Below are 15321 nucleotides of genomic sequence, written 5' to 3'. Positions count from 1 at the left end.
ATCGACGGAGGTTGCTATGACTCAGGCCTATCCCACGCTCACTGCCATGGGAATTGAAGATATTAATGCCATCAGCCGCTTTCGTCTGCGTGATGCCGATGATGGTAAGGAGCTGAAAATCTGGTTTGAGCGGGAGATGGATTCCTGCCGTCCTGCCAGCCTCAAGTTTGATTTTCCGCAGGTCATTAACCGTGAAGTGGCTCAGACTCTGGACGCGGCCGTTGAGGAGCTCGAGCAGTTGCTGGGAAGGACCAGCTCCCGGGAACGGCTGCTGTTGGAACTGAGCCGTTTTGAGCAGGTAATGAATGACAAAATGACCGAGCTGCGTCAGCGCATGAGTCGCCTGGCGGGTTAAGACAAATACGCTGGCAGCCTTTCTCTGCAGCCACTGCCTCGAAGGCGAGAGTCCGGTGCGATATGTCATAGACCCCCCGCCTTCGCGGGAGCGACGTTATTTTGCCGAGGGCGATGTTACCTGGACACATTGATCAAAAAAGCCACCGCATGCGGTGGCTTTTTACGTTCAGCGGCAAGCGCTTACATAAAAATGAACTTGGCCACAAAAATGGCACTCAGTACATACACACCCGCTGATACCTTAGCGGCCTGTCCGGTCGTTACCTTCAGCACTGCGTAGGTGATAAAGCCCATGGCAATGCCGTTGGCAATGGAGAAGGTCAGCGGCATCATCAGGGCGGTGATGGCGGCCGGGGCCATTTCGGTGTAGTCATGCCAGTCGATATTGGCCAGGCTGCTGGTCATCAGAAAGGCAACATAGATCAGCGCGCCGGCGGTGGCGTAGGCGGGCACCATGCCGGCCAGCGGGGCAAGGAAGATCGACAGCAAAAACAGCACGGCGATGGTCACGGCAGTAAGACCGGTACGGCCACCGGCGGCGACACCGGCGGAACTTTCCACATAACTGGTCACTGGCGGGCAGCCGACGAAGGTGCCGATAACCGATGAGGCGCTGTCGGCCTTCAGGGATTTTTTCAGGCCTTCAATGGTGCCGTCAGGGCGGCGCAAGTGGGCTCGCTCGGCCACGCCCATCAGGGTGCCAGCGGTGTCGAACATGTTGACGAACAGAAACGCCAGGATCACGGTGATCATGCCCACATCCAGAGCGCCCATGATGTCCAGTTTGAACAGGGTGGGGGCCAGGCTGGGCGGAGCGGCGAAAATACCGTTATATTCCACAATCCCCATGGCCAGGCCAATCAGGGTAGTAATCAGCACGCCAAGCAGTACGGCACCGAACACACGACGATGGGCCAGAATGGCAATGATCAGAAAACAAGTGATGGCCAGCCAGGCGCTGGGCTGGGTCAGATCACCCGTGGTCAGCAAGGTGGCCGGACTGTCGGCGACGATACCGGCAGTTTTCAGGCCGATAAAGCCCAGAAACAGGCCCACCCCGGCGGTCATGGCATAACGCAGTGACTCGGGAATGGCGTCGAGTACCCATTCCCGAATCTTCCAGAAGCTCATGGCAGTGAAGATGATACCGGACCAGAATACGGCACCCAGTGCCACTTCCCAGCTGTAGCCCATTTCACCGACCACAGTGAAGGCAAAGAAGGCATTCAGGCCCATGCCGGGTGCCAGGCCGACCGGCCAGTTGGCATAAAGACCCATAAACAGGGTGGCAATGGCGGCACCAATACAGGTGGCTACAAATACGGCTCCCGCGTCCATGCCGGAGGCTGACATAATATTAGGGTTAACAAAAATGATGTACGCCATGGTAACGAAGGTCGTCAGACCGGCTACCAGCTCGGTTTTGACGGTAGTGCCATGGGCGCTCAGTTTGAACAGCTTGTCCAGCAGTCCCCCGGAAGCCGGGAGGGATTGGGGGGTTGGCTCGTGCTTGGCGTGTTCCATAACTGGAAGTCCTCGTGGATAGTTTGCAAACTGCTCATGCCGCCAGTCATTCCTTGAGCCGGCGGCATGAGCAGGAGCTGTCTGTGAGCCTTAGCTACCGCGATAGGTAGAGTAGCTGTAAGGCGAGATCAGCAAGGGTACGTGATAATGCTCTTCGCCTTCGGCAATACCGAAGCGGATAACAACGTCATCCAGGAATGCCGGTTCGAGCAGTTCAATACCTTGTTTCTTGAAATAAGGAGAGGTATGGAACACCAGCTGGTATTTGCCGGATACATAGTCTGCACCTTCCAGGATAGGGGCATCGGTACGGCCATCGTGGTTGGTGTAAACGGTGTTGATCAGCGTAGTCTGCTCACCTTCCACCTTGTACAGCTCAACTTTGATATCGGAGCCGGGCAGGCCCTTGGCAGTATCGAGTACATGTGTCGTCAGTCTTCCCATTTTCAAGTTACCTTGCGCATTACTGCGTCTTCAAAGTCCAAGGTACTACCAGCGGTTAATGCCGGTAGAGGTGTTTTTACATCAAGACAACCGACTCGTCTACACCCTCTTAACATAGAGAGATATTTTTTTACGTGTCAGATCACATTTTTTAATGTGGACATCTTGATCCGTGCTGATTGTCTTTACTTTACGGTTTCAAAGCAAGAATTGCAGGCCACTTGCGATACAAAAACTAAACCAGTCATTTACATAAGTTGATTTTATTGTATACAATGGGAATATTGTGACGACCGTCAAACTCTCTCGCCCGGCTATTCCCAGTCGGCTTGTAATTCGTTGTTTTTTAGGAGTTTTCCGATGAGCCAAAATAAAGATTATCCGCGCGACCTCGTCGGGTATGGCGCTAATCCGCCTCACCCCAAATGGCCCGGCGATGCCCGTATCGCCATCAACTTCGTACTGAACTACGAAGAAGGTGGTGAGCGTAATGTTCTGCACGGTGACGGCGAATCTGAAGCATTCCTGTCCGAGATGCCGGCTGCGGTGGCGTTCCCCGACGCTCGTCACATGAGCATGGAATCCATCTACGAGTATGGCAGCCGTGCCGGTGTTTGGCGTCTGCTGCGCCTGTTCAAGCGCTACGACATTCCGCTGACCATTTTCGCCGTGGCGACAGCCATCGAGCGTTACCCTGAGATCGCCAAGGTGTTCATGGATGAAGGGCACGAGATCTGCTCTCACGCCTATAAGTGGATCACCTACCAGTTCATGAGCGAAGAAGAAGAGCGCGAGCATTACCATAAAGCAATGGAAATCTTCGAGCGCGTTTGTGGCCAGCGTCCGCAAGGCTGGTACACCGGTCGTGACAGCCCCAACACCCGCAAGATTGTAATGGAAGACGAAGGCATTCTGTATGACTCCGACTCCTACGGTGACGACCTGCCTTACTGGGTAGACAACAATGGCAAGGGCCATCTGGTGATCCCGTACGTGATGGACACCAACGACATGCGTTTTGGCCAGGGTTGCTATAACAACGGCGAAGAGTTCTACCAGTATCTTAAAGACGCGTTCGACGTACTGTACGAAGAAGGCGCCGAAGCACCCAAGATGCTGTCTATCGGCATGCATTGCCGCCTACTGGGCCGTCCGGGTCGTCTGGCCGGTCTGCAGCGTTTCATCAAATACGCCCGCAGCCACGACAAGGTGTGGTTCACCCGCCGCATCGACATTGCCAAGCACTGGCATGAGCACCATCCCTATAAAGGAAACAAGTAATGAGCCTGTTCAAGACCTGCACACCCGCTTCCATGGGCCGCGACGAGTTTGTTAATACGTTTGCTGACATCTACGAGCATTCACCCTGGGTGGCCGAGCAAACTTTCGATCAGGGCCTGACCGAGGCCGACAACGACATTGAAAAGCTGCATGCCCGCATGGCCGCTGTCATGCTGAATGCCGACAAGCAGGCGCAGCTTGATCTGATCAATGCTCACCCGGATCTGGCCGGCAAGGCAGCCCAGCGCGGCGAGCTGACTGAAGCATCGACCAACGAGCAGGCCGGTGCCGGCATCAGTGAGTGCACTGCCGAAGAGTTCGAGCGCTTCACTTTCCTGAACAATGCCTATAAGGAAAAATTCCAGTTTCCTTTTATCATGGCGGTTAAAGGCTCCAACCGTCACCAGATCCTGGCGGCGTTTGAAGAGCGTATTCACAACGACTACGACACCGAGTTTGCTCGCGCCGTTGCCGAGATCAACAAGATCGCTCAGTTCCGTCTGAGCGATATGTAACAGTGTCTGGCGAGGTGTTTATACCTCGCCGCTCTTTTTCTCTGCAGGAGGCAGTAATGATCAAAACTCTCAAGATTGAGCCGCTGACCAAGGAAGCCTTTGCTCCTTTTGGTGATGTGATTGAATCTGAAGGCCGTGATCACTTCATGATCAACAACGGCTCTACTCAGCGTTACCACAAACTGGGAGAAGTGCAGCTGGACGAACAGGGCCAGGGCATCATTAACATTTTTCGTGCCGAAACCCTGGAATATCCGCTGCAGATAAAAATGCTGGAGCGTCATCCGTTCGGCTCTCAGTCTTTTGTTCCGCTGTTCGGTCATGACTTTCTGCTGGTGGTCGCTCCGGTGGGTGACGGCAGCATGAATATTGACCCGTCTACCGTTCGTGCCTTTCGTGCCACCGGGCGTCAGGGCGTGAACTACCACAGAGGCGTATGGCATCACCCGATCATGGCGCTGCGTGATAACGACGAATTTCTGGTGGTGGATCGCAGTGGGCCGGGTAACAACTGTGATGAGTTCTTCTTTGATGAGTCGGTACAACTGACGGTTGAGCTGGACTGAGAGCCGTTTACTATCGCTTAAATGAAAAGCCCGCATTCACGGAATGCGGGCTTTTTGCCTACTGGCCGTTGAATTCCCGCATGAAAATATCCCAGAACACCAGGAACAGCGCGGCGACTAAGGGACCGATCACAAAGCCGTTGATACCCATCAGGCTGATACCGCCCAGGGTGGAAAACAACACCAGATAGTCGGGCAGCTTGGTATCCCGGCCTACCAGCAGCGGACGCAGTACATTGTCGGCCAGGCCAATCACCAGGGCACCAAAGGCCACCAGTACCACGGCAGGTACCCATTCACCGGTGGCAAAAAGATAGATAGCCACCGGCAGCCAGACCAGTGCTGCACCAATGGCAGGGATCAGTGACAAAAACGCCATTACCACCCCCCACAACAGCGGTCCGGGGATATCCAGCACCCAGAAAATGAAGCCTCCCAGAGCACCCTGAACCATGGCCACCAGAATGTTGCCTTTTACTGTCGCCCGGGTTACTTCCGAAAACTTGGAAAACAGCATGCGTTCACGATCGTCTCCCAGTGGCAGGGCCCGTACCAGCAGTTCGGTAAGCTGATGTCCGTCGCGCAGTAAAAAGAACGTCAGGTACAGCATCAGCGCGACATCCACCATAAAAGTGAAGGTGCTTTGACCGGCCGTGATGGCTTTTTCTGCCAGTAATTTGCTGGCCGCTACCGCCGCTTTTGACAGGTTCTCCCGGGCACTGTCGAGATCCAGGCCCAGCCGGGTGAGAAGATCCGGTAACAGCGGGAATGCCGTGCGCACTTGCTCCAGCAAATTCCCCGGGCTGACTTCTCCCTTGTCGATACGTTGATAAAGCGCCAGACCTTCCTGAGCAAAAGAGGCTGCGATAAACAGAACGGGCAGCACCACTATTACCACGCACAGGGTGAGTGTCAGCAGCGCTGCCTGATTGGGCCTGGGGCCAATGCGTGCCAGAATGCGGTTTTGCAACGGATAAAAAATCACGGTAATGGCACAAGCCCAGAAAATGGCACCCGAGAAAGGCCTGAGTATCAACCCAAATAACAGGCTGACCAGCAGCAGGGTGAACAAAAAGGATCGGCGTTCAAGTTTTTCGCGCATGAAAAAGGGTTCCGAAGGAAACGGAACCCCAGTGTAAAGAAGCCGGCCGGAAGAGGCCAGATAATGCGGCTTTAACTGGTACGGTAGCGACTTACCAGTTGTTGCAGATGGCTGGCCAGCTCACCCAGCTGACGGCTGGTTTTGCTGGCAGCCGTTGAGCCTGCATTGGTTTGCTCGGCAATGGCTACAATTTCGTGCACATTAGTGTTGATGTTTTCCGACACCTGAGTCTGTTCTTCGGCCGCGCTGGCAATTTGGGCGTTCATCAGGTTAATGGTGTTCACCGCAGTGCCGATGTCAAGCAGAGCTTCGTCGATGCGACGGGCCTCGGCGACGGTATGGCTGCTGCCATCACGGATGGTCTCAATGGCCTGTACCGCTTCTTTGGCACCCTGCTGTAACCGGGTGATCATGGTATGAATTTCTTCCGTACTGGTTTGGGTGCGGCCGGCCAGAGTTCTTACTTCATCGGCCACGACTGCAAACCCCCGGCCTTGCTCACCGGCCCGGGCAGCCTCAATGGCGGCATTCAGTGCCAGCAGGTTGGTTTGTTCGGCCACGCCACGGATAACATCAAGCACAGTGCCAATCTGATCCGACTCTTGTCCCAGCCGCTGAATGATATCGACGCCGGCGGCCACCTGATGTTCCAGCCCATCGATGACAGCGATGGTTTCCTGTAGTTGCTGTTGCGCACTGTTGACCAGGTTTTCCGCCTGCTCGGCCGCCTGCGCGGCGCTGGCGGCACTGCCGGCCACTTCCTGGGCGGTGGCTGACATCTGATTCATGGCGGTGGCCAGTTGATCGCTTTCATGATGCTGACGGCTGATCCCCTGCTCTGTTTCCTGCATAAAGCGCTGCAGATCGTTACTGGCCTGTTGCAGGGTATTGGCAGAGTGACGGGTGTCCTGAACCAGATCGCTTATCTGGCCGGCAAACTGGTTAAATGAGCGGGCCAGCACTCCCAGCTCATTTTGCTGGCCGTCATCCAGCCGTCGGGTCAGGTCTCCCTCGCCCCGGGCAATGTTTTCCATGGTATGCACTGCCTGACGGATGGGGGCGTGAATCCCCCGGGCAATTACCAGTCCTGCGGCGGCAATCAGCGCCAGCAGCAGGGTGGCGGAGAGGGCTGAATTAACCAGGCCCCGGTGCACCGAGGCAGATAATTCACTCTCCAGCTTGTTCACGGTAGCCAGCAGATCGTCAATATAAAAGCCGGTTCCGAGCAACCAGTCGGTACCGGGAACGGGCATAATATGCGCCAGTTTGGGGGAGCCTTTGGTAGCATCAAGTTTGGGCCAGCTGTATTCCACATAGCCCCCGCCGTTGCGGCCCAGCTCAATATATTCCTGCACCAGATAACGGCCATCCGGGCTGGTGGAGCCGAAATAGTTGTTGCCTTCCCGTGCCGGGTTGTCGGCACTGACTACTTGCACACCATCGTGGTTGTATACAAAGAAATAGCCGCTGCCATCGTCAAAGCGCAGCCGGCGCAGTTGTGCCTTGGCGGCGTCGGTGTCACCCCGGGCCAGTAAAGGCTGAATGCCGGTAATGGCCAGCTCCATATAGTTGGCAAGCTGCTGCTTGCGGGCGTCAAACAGAGAGTCGTTCAGGCTTTGTCCGCTCAGTTCTTTCAGTCGTACCGATTGGGACACATTTACCCAGGTGCTGACGGCTGCCAGCAACAGCAGGGGGAACAATGCCAGCAACAGAATTTTTTGTCTGATGGAAAGTTGCCTCATCCTTGGTCTCATTATGGTTTTGTTTACATCTTTGTATCATTCAAATAACGGGAAGTCATTCGTGATGGATACAAAGACCGGCTGTCACATTAACAGGTTAACGGCAAAAGCCGTCAGGACTTAAGTGTGCTTTTCTTTAAAGCCACCATATCCATGGTTATGATAGGCCCCTGTATTCATCAGCGGATAAACCATGGACCTCACTATTCTTGCCGGCCCTCTGTTGCGCCGGGCTGACGCCAGCCGGCTGGTATTCTGGCTGGCCAGCCGTGAGCGGCTGCACTTCCGTTTGTGTCTGCCGGATCGCGCGCCGTTGTTGTTTTCTGAAGAGCAGCAACAGCAGATAAGGGTGGGTAAGTCCTGTTTTATTCAGCTGCTTGATTTGCCTTTGAGCGACCCGTTACCGCTTGATAGCGAGATTTCCTACGATCTGCAGTGGTGCCGGCCTGATGAATCTCACTGGCACAGCATGGAAGAGTGGGGCAAAGAGCTGAGCTTTGAAGGTGAAACGCTGCCCTCGCTGGTGATAAGAAGCCGGCTGGATGCCATGTTGCATGGCTCTTGCCGTAAGCCTCATCATGCTGCTCCCGATGGCCTGGTCGCTGCGGAGCGCTGGCTGAGCGAACACCGGGAACCGGCACAACGACCGGCATTGCTGATGATGAGTGGTGATCAGATTTATGCCGATGATGTGGCCGGCCCCATGCTGACGGCGATTCATCAGCTAATTAATGAACTTGGCCTGTACAGTGAGCAGCTGGAAGGAGCCACGGTGGCTGACAGTGAAACCTTGTTTGCCAACCCGCTCAGTTATTACCGCCGCCACGAACTGCTGCCCGATACCCAAGCCAACCTGCCGTTGCAAAAGCGCTTTTTTGAAGGGGCGCGCAAACCCATTTTCACTACCAGCAGTGCAGCCAATCATCTGATCACCCTGTCAGAAATGCTGGCCATGTATTTGCTGGTCTGGTCGCCGGTGCCCTGGCAGCTGTTACCTGATAACCGGCCGGCGCTGGATGATGCATTTACCGAGCGCTATGAGCGGGAGCGCGGCCGTCTGTTGCCGTTTGTGGAGGGGTTGCCGGCAGTGCGGCGGCTGATGGCCCACCTGCCCACCATGATGATCTTCGATGATCATGATGTGACCGACGACTGGAACCTGACCGCTGGCTGGGAGCAGACCGCTTATGGTCACCCGTTTTCCCGGCGGATCATTGGTAATGCCCTGGTGGCTTATATGATATGCCAGGGGTGGGGTAATGATCCTGATGCGTTTGCCGGCGATCCGTCCGCCATGTTGCGGACCTGGAGTGAGCAGCCGGACAGCGAGCATCAGGATCAGCTGATCAACTGTCTGCTGAAGTTCGATGGCTGGCAATATTATCTCGATACCAAGCCGAGGGTGCTGGTGCTGGACACCCGCACCCGGCGCTGGCGTTCCGAGTCCAATCTGAATCGTCCTTCAGGGCTGATGGACTGGGAGGCGCTTACCGAGCTGCAGGGAGAAATGCTTAATCAGGAGGCGGTGGTGGTGATCTCACCCACACCGGTGTTCGGGGTAAAACTGATTGAAGTGATCCAGAAAGTTTTCACCTGGCTGGGCAAACCACTGCTGGTGGATGCGGAAAACTGGATGGCCCACAAGGGCACCGCGAATGTGATCGTTAATATTTTTCGCCATGCCCGCACGCCGGCCAATTATGTGATCCTCTCCGGCGATGTGCACTACTCCTTTATGTATGACATCAAGGTGCGTCAGCAGGGAGGGGAACCTCATATCTGGCAGATAACCAGCAGCGGGATCAAGAACGAATTTCCGCGCCGGTTGCTGGATGTGCTGGACCGGCTGAACCGCTGGCTTTATGCGCCCCGCTCACCATTGAACTGGTTTACCCGCAGGAGGAAACTGCGCATTACCCCTCATTCTCCGGTGGGGGCGGCCAGAGGCGAACGGCTGCTGAACCGCGCCGGTATTGGCTATGTGCGCTTTAATGAGGCGGGTGAGCCGGTATGTGTACAGCAGATTACCAGCGAAGGCGTGGTGGATTTTATTGAACCGGATCCCCAGGCCAGTCCGGTGCTGACGCAGCAGCAAGGCCGTCAAGCGAATTAATGTGCAGGCTGGTAAAATGGCGGCACAATAAAATAATGATGAAGCAAGCATGAGCAATATCACTGGAACCTTGATTAAAATGCCGGCACAGCTTGACGCTCCCGTCGCCTATGAGCTGGCGCTGGGCGAGCACCGCATCGGCCTGAACGACCGCTTGGGCCAGCCTCTGCGCCTGACCTTCACCGGCCAGATCCACTGCGACGCCTGCGGCCGCAAAACCAGCAAGAGCTACGCCCAGGGACATTGTTTTCCCTGCATGAAGAAGCTGGCCCGCTGCGACATGTGCGTGATGAAGCCGGAAACCTGCCATTACTTTGAGGGCACCTGCCGCGAGCCGGAGTGGGGCGACAGCCACTGCATGGTGGATCACATTGTGTACCTGGCCAACACCTCCGGGCTCAAGGTAGGCATTACCCGCGGCACCCAGGTGCCGACCCGCTGGATTGACCAGGGTGCCACCCAGGCGCTGCCGATCATGAGAGTGGCGACCCGCCAGTTGTCCGGCTTTGTGGAAGTAGCGCTGGCGGAAATGGTGGCTGACAAGACCAACTGGCGCGCCATGCTGAAGGGCGATGAAGCCGATCTGGACTTGAAGGCCGAAGCGGCCCGGTTGTTGCCGGAAATCCAGGCCAGACTGGCAGATCTCACGCTGAAATACGGCACCGAGGCGCTCACCCTGCTGGACGAGCCGGTGGTTTCCCTCAGATACCCGGTGCTGGAATACCCCAAGAAGATCGTCAGCCACAACTTCGACAAGAATCCGGAAGTGGCCGGCACCCTGCTCGGTATCAAGGGCCAGTACCTGATCCTTGATACCGGCGTGATCAACCTGCGCAAGTTTACCGGCTACGAAGTAGCGCTGGACTGAGCTGCTTCGGGTGAGGTCGGCTTTTAAAAGGGGAAGAGGTGCAGTGATGACTCTCGGCAGCGATTTTAAATTCAATGATATTCGAGGTGTGATCTTCGATCTTGACGGTACTCTGGCCCATTCCAATCCTGATTTTCCGGGCTTGCGCCGTGAGCTGGGAGTGAGCCCGGGCGCTGATGTGCTGGCTCATGTGGACAGCCTGACGGATGCCTCGGCGCGAAACAGGGCGCTGGCTACCATCCATGAGTATGAATGCCGGGCATCTCATACCTCCAGCTGGGTGGACGGGGCGCGTGAGCTGATCGCGTTTTTACACGCCAGATCGCTGCCGCTGGCGATTTTAACCCGCAACATACCGGAAGCGGCACAGCTCACCATTAATAAGCTGGGTATCGATATTGATCTGGTTTTAACCCGTCATGACGCCAGGCCCAAACCTCACCCGGAAGGGATCCAGATAATTTGCCGGCAGTGGCAGCTGGCACCTGCCGATATTCTGTATGTGGGCGATTATCTGTTTGACTTGCAAACCGCACAAAATGCCGGCAGTCGCTGTGCGCTGTATTTCCCGGGTGCGGTTCCTGATTATGCCCATGAGGCGGACCTGCTGGTGGCCTGTTATCACCGCTTTATCGATGCCTGGCGTAAAGGTGATGAATAGGCGAAGAAGGGCAGGTATTCCCTTAGATTCTTCCAACTAAAAGCCGGCCTGAGAGGCCGGCTTTTCATGCGGTGGTGTTGCTTTCAGGCCAGCGCCGTCTGCGCGCCGGCTTCCACCCTGGCCAGTTCGCGCAGCCGTTCGGCCAGCCGGTTCAGGCGGGGGCCGCCGGTGCCGATGCACACCAGTTGCCCCTGCGCCGGCCGGCGCAGGGCGGAAGACCAGCTTAGCCGACCACCGGTCAGTTGCACTACCTCCGTTCCTTCCCTGCCTTGGCGTTGCACTATGCCCTTGGCGCGCACCAGCACGTCGGCGTATTCCGCAAACAGGGCGGCCAGGCGGTCGCCGTCGATAGGTTGATCCAGGTTCAGGCTGAAGCTTTGCCAGGCCCCGGTGCGGGTGAAGCGCGGCACCTGGGTTGCAGGCGCAGGTGAGATGGCGGCGCCGGCTTCTTTTTCGATGCTGGCCGGATGGCCGCTGAGCAGGGCCGCCAGTGCCGGTGGCAGAGCGAGATCGGTGGTCAGCCGGTTGATCACCAGGTGTGTGGCGGCGTCGATCTGCTGTTGCCAGACCTCTCTGACCCGCGGATCCCGGCTGTGACGTTCGGCCTGGCTGGCGTCCACCAGGCATACCAGCTCCTGCAGTTGCAGCCGGGGAGACAGCCGCACCAGATCGGCAATGCGCGTCGGGTTGGCGATGCCGCTGGCCTCGATCAGCAGTGAGGCGGGCAGCACCGGCTGGCGCAGCAGCTCGGCCAGCCGCTCTGCCAGGCTGCCGCCCAGGGTGCAGCAGATGCAGCCGTTGCTGAGCTGCATGATGCGCTCGTCCCGGTATTCGATCAGTTCGGCGTCGATGTTGATGCTGCCGAAGTCGTTGACCAGGATCAGGCTGTCCGGCGGCAGGTTCGGTAGCAGGCGGCGATTAAGGTAGCTGGTCTTGCCGGCCCCCAGAAATCCGCTCAGCAGGGTGACCGGAATGGCGTCAGTCGTTTTCATACACCCGGCCTCCCAGTACGGTGGCGTGCACCCGCAGATCCCGCAGTCGATCCGCCGGCACGCTCAGGGGATCCTCGTCCAGCACCACCATGTCGGCGTACTTGCCGACTTCCAGGCTGCCCACCAGATGATCCAGCCGCAGGGTATAGGCCGCGCCCAGGGTGATCATGTGCAGGGCGTCGGCAACGCCGATGGCTTCTTCCCGCCCCATGCAGGCGCCGCTGGCGCTTTGGCGCTGCACCGCGCACCAGGCAGTGAACAGGGGGCCGAGCGGGGTGACCGGCGCGTCGGAATGCACCGTGGTGGGAATGTTCAGGCGCAGGGCCGAGGCCAGGGGCTCCAGCCGGCGCGAGCGGGCGTAGCCCAGGGTCTTGTGGCGGTGAATGTCGCCCCAGTAATAGAGATGGTTGGCGAACATGTTGAGGCACACCCCCAGCCGGGCCGCCCGCCGCAACTGGGCCTGGCTGATGAACTGGCAGTGCTGCAGGGTGTGGCGGTGATCGGGCCTGGGCCAGAGGGTGAGGGCGTCTTCGATGGCGTCGAGCATCAGCTCCACCGCCTCGTCGCCGTTGGTGTGAATGTGCAGTTGCAGGCCGGCCTGGTGGTAGTCCATCACCAGCTGCTGCAGTGTTTCCGGCGGCGCGTTCCAGATGCCGTTGGGGTGGCCGTCGTGGTAGCCGGGCCACAGCAGGCGGGCGGTATATCCTTGAATGGATCCGTCGGTCATCAGCTTGACCAGGCCAAGGTGCAGCTTGTCGTTGCCCTGTTCACGGCAGGTCTGCAGCCGGGCAATGCCTTCTTCCGCATTGCGCGACAGGGCGCTCATGGCCGGCACCAGGCGCACAGGGTAGTCGTCCGTCACGCTGACCTCGTGCAGGGCAGCCAGCCCTTCGTCGGTCAGCGGATTATACAGGTCGGTAATGGTGGTCACACCGGCCCGGCGGGCCACCTGACCGTAGGCCTGCAGCGCCGCAGGCGAGGCTACCTCTTCAAACAGGCTGCGGCCGAGGGCGTCGAATACTGCATGCATGGCGGCCATTTCCTGTAGCTCTCCGTTGGGGTAGCCCTGCTGGTCGAGCATGATGCCCTCAATGCCGGCGTGCCTGGCCAGCTGCGCCCGCTCCAGCATAACGCTGTTGACCGTCATCACGTGCAGGCTGGCGTGGAACACCACCAGGGGGCGATCGCCGACCGCCTCATCCAGCGCCCGGCGGTCGAGCCGCAGTCCCTCGAAAAACACCGGATCAAACCCCCAGGCGATCAACGGCTCGCCGGGAGTCAGCCCGGCTGCGCCCTGGCGCAGCCGTTGCTGCATGTCGGCCAGGCTGGTCACCCCGGACCAGAGCTGGCCCGCGGGATCCCGGCGGGGAAAGTAGCCAAGGTAAAGATACTGCCACACGGCACCTTCCAGCGCATGGCTGTGACCTTCCACAAAGCCGGGCAGGATCACCTTGTCGGCAAAGCGCTCGTCCAGCTGGACGTCCCCCAGATCCTGCAGCTCCTTCAGTGGGCCCACGGCCAGAATGCGTCCGCCCTGCACGGCGATGTGGCTGGCCTCCGGCAGGGAAGGATCCATGGTAATGATTCGTTTGGCACTGAATAGTGTAATGCTCATTAAAGAGTCTCCTTGATGCAGGTAAGGGCCTGTCCGGATCGGGTGCTGTTTTTCAAGACGGGCACCATCGCCAGGGCGAGCAGGGCGGTGCCGCCAAACAGCATCAGGTAGGCAAGAGGGCTCAGGGACGGGGCCATGGGCGCAAAAATAAAAATCAGGTGCAGGTTGACCAGCACAATGGCGAGATTAAAAAAGGCCAGCTCTTTGGGCACGGAAGTACTGAAGTCGGCGTCCAGCATACGCAGTAACAGCAGGCCGGTGCCGGTGGAGCCACAGCAGCAGCCAAAGGCGGTAATCGCGCGTTCATGGCCCAGCCGGCCGCTCAGCCGTCCCATCCACCAGCAGCCGAACAGGGTGACCAGGGTAATGACCAGGCTCACCAGCAGAATGGGGGTGAGCAGGGCATAGAGCACGGCGAACTTGATACTCATCAGGGTGCCCACCACCATGAAATCGACCGAACTGCCGGTGATACGCTTGAGAGTCTCGTCGTCCACCCGGGCGCTCAGGCCGGCCTTGTCGATCACCAGCCGCATCAGTACGCTGACGCCCAGGCCGTGAATGAAGAACATGTTATGGCTGAACAGCACATTCAGGTTGATGCCCAGAGGCGAGAGGCCGGTGGTCAGCTCACGGGCGGACAGCAGCCAGAGGTGGGTGAGTATATAGGCAACGGCCAGCAGCCCGAGGTGAAAGGCGAACGAGTCCATGTTGGCACCATGGGTCACCTGACGGCCGCTGGCCGGTTGTTGCTCGGGGGTATAAAAGCCGGACTCAAACTGAGCGTCGATACGGGATGCCCGGTTCAGGTTCTGCTGGCGGCGGATCACGCGCCGGGCCCAGGGCACCCCCACTACAAAGGCGATCAGAAAGCCGATGGAAGCGTAGATCATGCCGACCTGGGCGGCGTTCTCGATACCGTACTGACTCTCCCAGATAGAGCCAAAGGTCAGCGCCTGACCGGGCCCTTGGGTAAAGCCGTGGGTGACGATGGCACCGAGAAAGGCACTGATGTCGCTGCCGGTGAGCCAATCGTAACCGGTGATAACGCCGTAACCGATCACCCCTTGCAGCCCCAGACTGACGGTCCAGATCAGGGTCAGCCAGAGACCTCCCCGAACAATGCTGCCGCCAGCCAGTGAGCTGTCCTTGCTGCGGCCGGTGAGGCAAAGAGACATGAAACTTAGGGTGAAGAAGTGAAAAGTCAGGGTGCTGAAGTCACCGGCAGTAAAGCCGGGCAACAAATTGAGTGAAAGCAGGGTAAAACCGATCAGGCCCCCCACGATACTGGCGGGCACCAGAGACCGCCGTAGCAGGGTGAGCCGGTTTCTGAGCAGACCGCCGATGAGTAGCATGCCGGCCATAAGGGCAAAGGTGATGACACCGTTAAAAGAACTTTCCATGTTGTACTCCCTGTCGGTTCGAAGCCGGGGCTTCGGGTTTCCATGCTGGCCTTCCCTGGCCGTATGGGGGTGTTTGAGATGTGCTGTACTGCACAGTTTTAAGCTAGGGTTCTGTAGTTAACTTGTAAAATACTATTT

Annotated in this window: 14 protein-coding genes; 7 read left to right on the top strand and 7 right to left on the bottom strand. The window is 57.8% G+C overall.

The features are described 5' to 3' along the window. Window positions 1-16: 16 nt before the first annotated feature. Window positions 17-355 (top strand): DUF3461 family protein, encoded by a 339-nt coding sequence (locus tag B6S09_RS05185; RefSeq protein WP_094277432.1) that lies wholly within the window; start codon window positions 17-19, stop codon window positions 353-355. Between the two features lie 182 nt (window positions 356-537). Here the strand turns inward: B6S09_RS05185 and B6S09_RS05180 are convergent, their stop codons facing one another. Beyond that, window positions 538-1881, bottom strand: coding sequence for an NCS2 family permease (locus tag B6S09_RS05180; RefSeq protein ID WP_094277431.1), 1344 nt, complete (start codon window positions 1879-1881; stop codon window positions 538-540). Between the two features lie 90 nt (window positions 1882-1971). Continuing rightward, the gene (uraH, locus tag B6S09_RS05175) at window positions 1972-2325 is read right to left on the bottom strand and encodes a hydroxyisourate hydrolase (RefSeq protein ID WP_094277430.1); all 354 of its coding nucleotides are present in this window, start codon (window positions 2323-2325) and stop codon (window positions 1972-1974) included. A gap of 360 nt (window positions 2326-2685) precedes the next feature. Here uraH and puuE point away from each other — a divergent pair, with 360 nt between their 5' ends. The 3 genes from puuE to B6S09_RS05160 are packed head-to-tail and all read left to right on the top strand — an operon-like array spanning window position 2686 to window position 4687. Beyond that, entirely contained in the window at window positions 2686-3606 is a 921-nt protein-coding gene (gene puuE / locus B6S09_RS05170; protein ID WP_094277429.1) for an allantoinase PuuE, read from the top strand. After that, window positions 3606-4121 carry a 2-oxo-4-hydroxy-4-carboxy-5-ureidoimidazoline decarboxylase gene (gene uraD / locus B6S09_RS05165; protein WP_094277428.1) on the top strand — a complete coding sequence of 172 codons (516 nt, stop codon included), beginning with the start codon at window positions 3606-3608 and terminating at the stop codon, window positions 4119-4121. The genes puuE and uraD overlap by 1 nt, the downstream gene beginning before the upstream one ends. Before the next feature lie 56 nt (window positions 4122-4177). Continuing rightward, window positions 4178-4687 carry an ureidoglycolate lyase gene (locus B6S09_RS05160; RefSeq protein WP_094277427.1) on the top strand — a complete coding sequence of 170 codons (510 nt, stop codon included), beginning with the start codon at window positions 4178-4180 and terminating at the stop codon, window positions 4685-4687. A gap of 58 nt (window positions 4688-4745) precedes the next feature. Here the strand turns inward: B6S09_RS05160 and B6S09_RS05155 are convergent, their stop codons facing one another. Then, window positions 4746-5789 carry an AI-2E family transporter gene (locus B6S09_RS05155; RefSeq protein WP_094277426.1) on the bottom strand — a complete coding sequence of 348 codons (1044 nt, stop codon included), beginning with the start codon at window positions 5787-5789 and terminating at the stop codon, window positions 4746-4748. Between the two features lie 71 nt (window positions 5790-5860). After that, a complete protein-coding gene (locus B6S09_RS05150) occupies window positions 5861-7531 on the bottom strand; it encodes a methyl-accepting chemotaxis protein (protein ID WP_094277425.1) in 1671 nt (556 codons plus the stop codon). Window positions 7532-7724: 193 nt separating this feature from the next. Between B6S09_RS05150 and B6S09_RS05145 the strand changes: the two genes are divergently transcribed. The 3 genes from B6S09_RS05145 to B6S09_RS05135 are packed head-to-tail and all read left to right on the top strand — an operon-like array spanning window position 7725 to window position 11173. Beyond that, window positions 7725-9644, top strand: coding sequence for an alkaline phosphatase D family protein (locus tag B6S09_RS05145; RefSeq protein WP_094277424.1), 1920 nt, complete (start codon window positions 7725-7727; stop codon window positions 9642-9644). A 49-nt stretch (window positions 9645-9693) separates the two neighbouring features. Further along, window positions 9694-10512, top strand: coding sequence for a DUF2797 domain-containing protein (locus tag B6S09_RS05140; protein WP_094277423.1), 819 nt, complete (start codon window positions 9694-9696; stop codon window positions 10510-10512). Between the two features lie 46 nt (window positions 10513-10558). Continuing rightward, window positions 10559-11173 carry an HAD family hydrolase gene (locus B6S09_RS05135; protein WP_243832774.1) on the top strand — a complete coding sequence of 205 codons (615 nt, stop codon included), beginning with the start codon at window positions 10559-10561 and terminating at the stop codon, window positions 11171-11173. An 83-nt stretch (window positions 11174-11256) separates the two neighbouring features. Here B6S09_RS05135 and B6S09_RS05130 read toward each other — a convergent pair whose 3' ends face one another. Genes B6S09_RS05130 through B6S09_RS05120 form a run of 3 tightly spaced genes read right to left on the bottom strand, consistent with a single transcriptional unit; the run spans window position 11257 to window position 15183 of the window. After that, window positions 11257-12165 (bottom strand): CobW family GTP-binding protein, encoded by a 909-nt coding sequence (locus B6S09_RS05130; RefSeq protein WP_094277421.1) that lies wholly within the window; start codon window positions 12163-12165, stop codon window positions 11257-11259. Continuing rightward, window positions 12152-13780 carry an amidohydrolase gene (locus B6S09_RS05125; protein ID WP_094277420.1) on the bottom strand — a complete coding sequence of 543 codons (1629 nt, stop codon included), beginning with the start codon at window positions 13778-13780 and terminating at the stop codon, window positions 12152-12154. Before B6S09_RS05125 ends, B6S09_RS05130 begins: the two co-directional genes overlap by 14 nt. Continuing rightward, on the bottom strand, window positions 13780-15183 hold the full coding sequence (locus B6S09_RS05120) for a sodium/glutamate symporter (RefSeq protein ID WP_094277419.1): 1404 nt from the start codon (window positions 15181-15183) through the stop codon (window positions 13780-13782). The genes B6S09_RS05125 and B6S09_RS05120 overlap by 1 nt, the downstream gene beginning before the upstream one ends. Window positions 15184-15321: the final 138 nt, after the last annotated feature.

It is taken from the genome of Oceanimonas baumannii (assembly GCF_002245495.1).
GTDB lineage: Bacteria > Pseudomonadota > Gammaproteobacteria > Enterobacterales > Aeromonadaceae > Oceanimonas > Oceanimonas baumannii.
The sequence above is the reverse complement of the archived record's forward strand: the minus strand, read 5'-3'. Positions and strand labels throughout refer to the sequence as shown.

Bases quoted from the DNA above. Each gene is read 5' to 3' on its own strand.
- B6S09_RS05145 (WP_094277424.1), top strand. From the start codon at position 7,725: ATGGACCTCACTATTCTTGCCGGCCCTCTGTTGCGCCGGGCTGACGCC.
- B6S09_RS05130 (WP_094277421.1), bottom strand. From the start codon at position 12,165: ATGAAAACGACTGACGCCATTCCGGTCACCCTGCTGAGCGGATTTCTG.
- uraH (WP_094277430.1), bottom strand. From the start codon at position 2,325: ATGGGAAGACTGACGACACATGTACTCGATACTGCCAAGGGCCTGCCC.
- B6S09_RS05185 (WP_094277432.1), top strand. From the start codon at position 17: ATGACTCAGGCCTATCCCACGCTCACTGCCATGGGAATTGAAGATATT.
- puuE (WP_094277429.1), top strand. From the start codon at position 2,686: ATGAGCCAAAATAAAGATTATCCGCGCGACCTCGTCGGGTATGGCGCT.
- B6S09_RS05160 (WP_094277427.1), top strand. From the start codon at position 4,178: ATGATCAAAACTCTCAAGATTGAGCCGCTGACCAAGGAAGCCTTTGCT.
- B6S09_RS05125 (WP_094277420.1), bottom strand. From the start codon at position 13,780: ATGAGCATTACACTATTCAGTGCCAAACGAATCATTACCATGGATCCT.
- uraD (WP_094277428.1), top strand. From the start codon at position 3,606: ATGAGCCTGTTCAAGACCTGCACACCCGCTTCCATGGGCCGCGACGAG.
- B6S09_RS05140 (WP_094277423.1), top strand. From the start codon at position 9,694: ATGAGCAATATCACTGGAACCTTGATTAAAATGCCGGCACAGCTTGAC.
- B6S09_RS05155 (WP_094277426.1), bottom strand. From the start codon at position 5,789: ATGCGCGAAAAACTTGAACGCCGATCCTTTTTGTTCACCCTGCTGCTG.
- B6S09_RS05120 (WP_094277419.1), bottom strand. From the start codon at position 15,183: ATGGAAAGTTCTTTTAACGGTGTCATCACCTTTGCCCTTATGGCCGGC.
- B6S09_RS05135 (WP_243832774.1), top strand. From the start codon at position 10,559: ATGACTCTCGGCAGCGATTTTAAATTCAATGATATTCGAGGTGTGATC.
- B6S09_RS05180 (WP_094277431.1), bottom strand. From the start codon at position 1,881: ATGGAACACGCCAAGCACGAGCCAACCCCCCAATCCCTCCCGGCTTCC.
- B6S09_RS05150 (WP_094277425.1), bottom strand. From the start codon at position 7,531: ATGAGGCAACTTTCCATCAGACAAAAAATTCTGTTGCTGGCATTGTTC.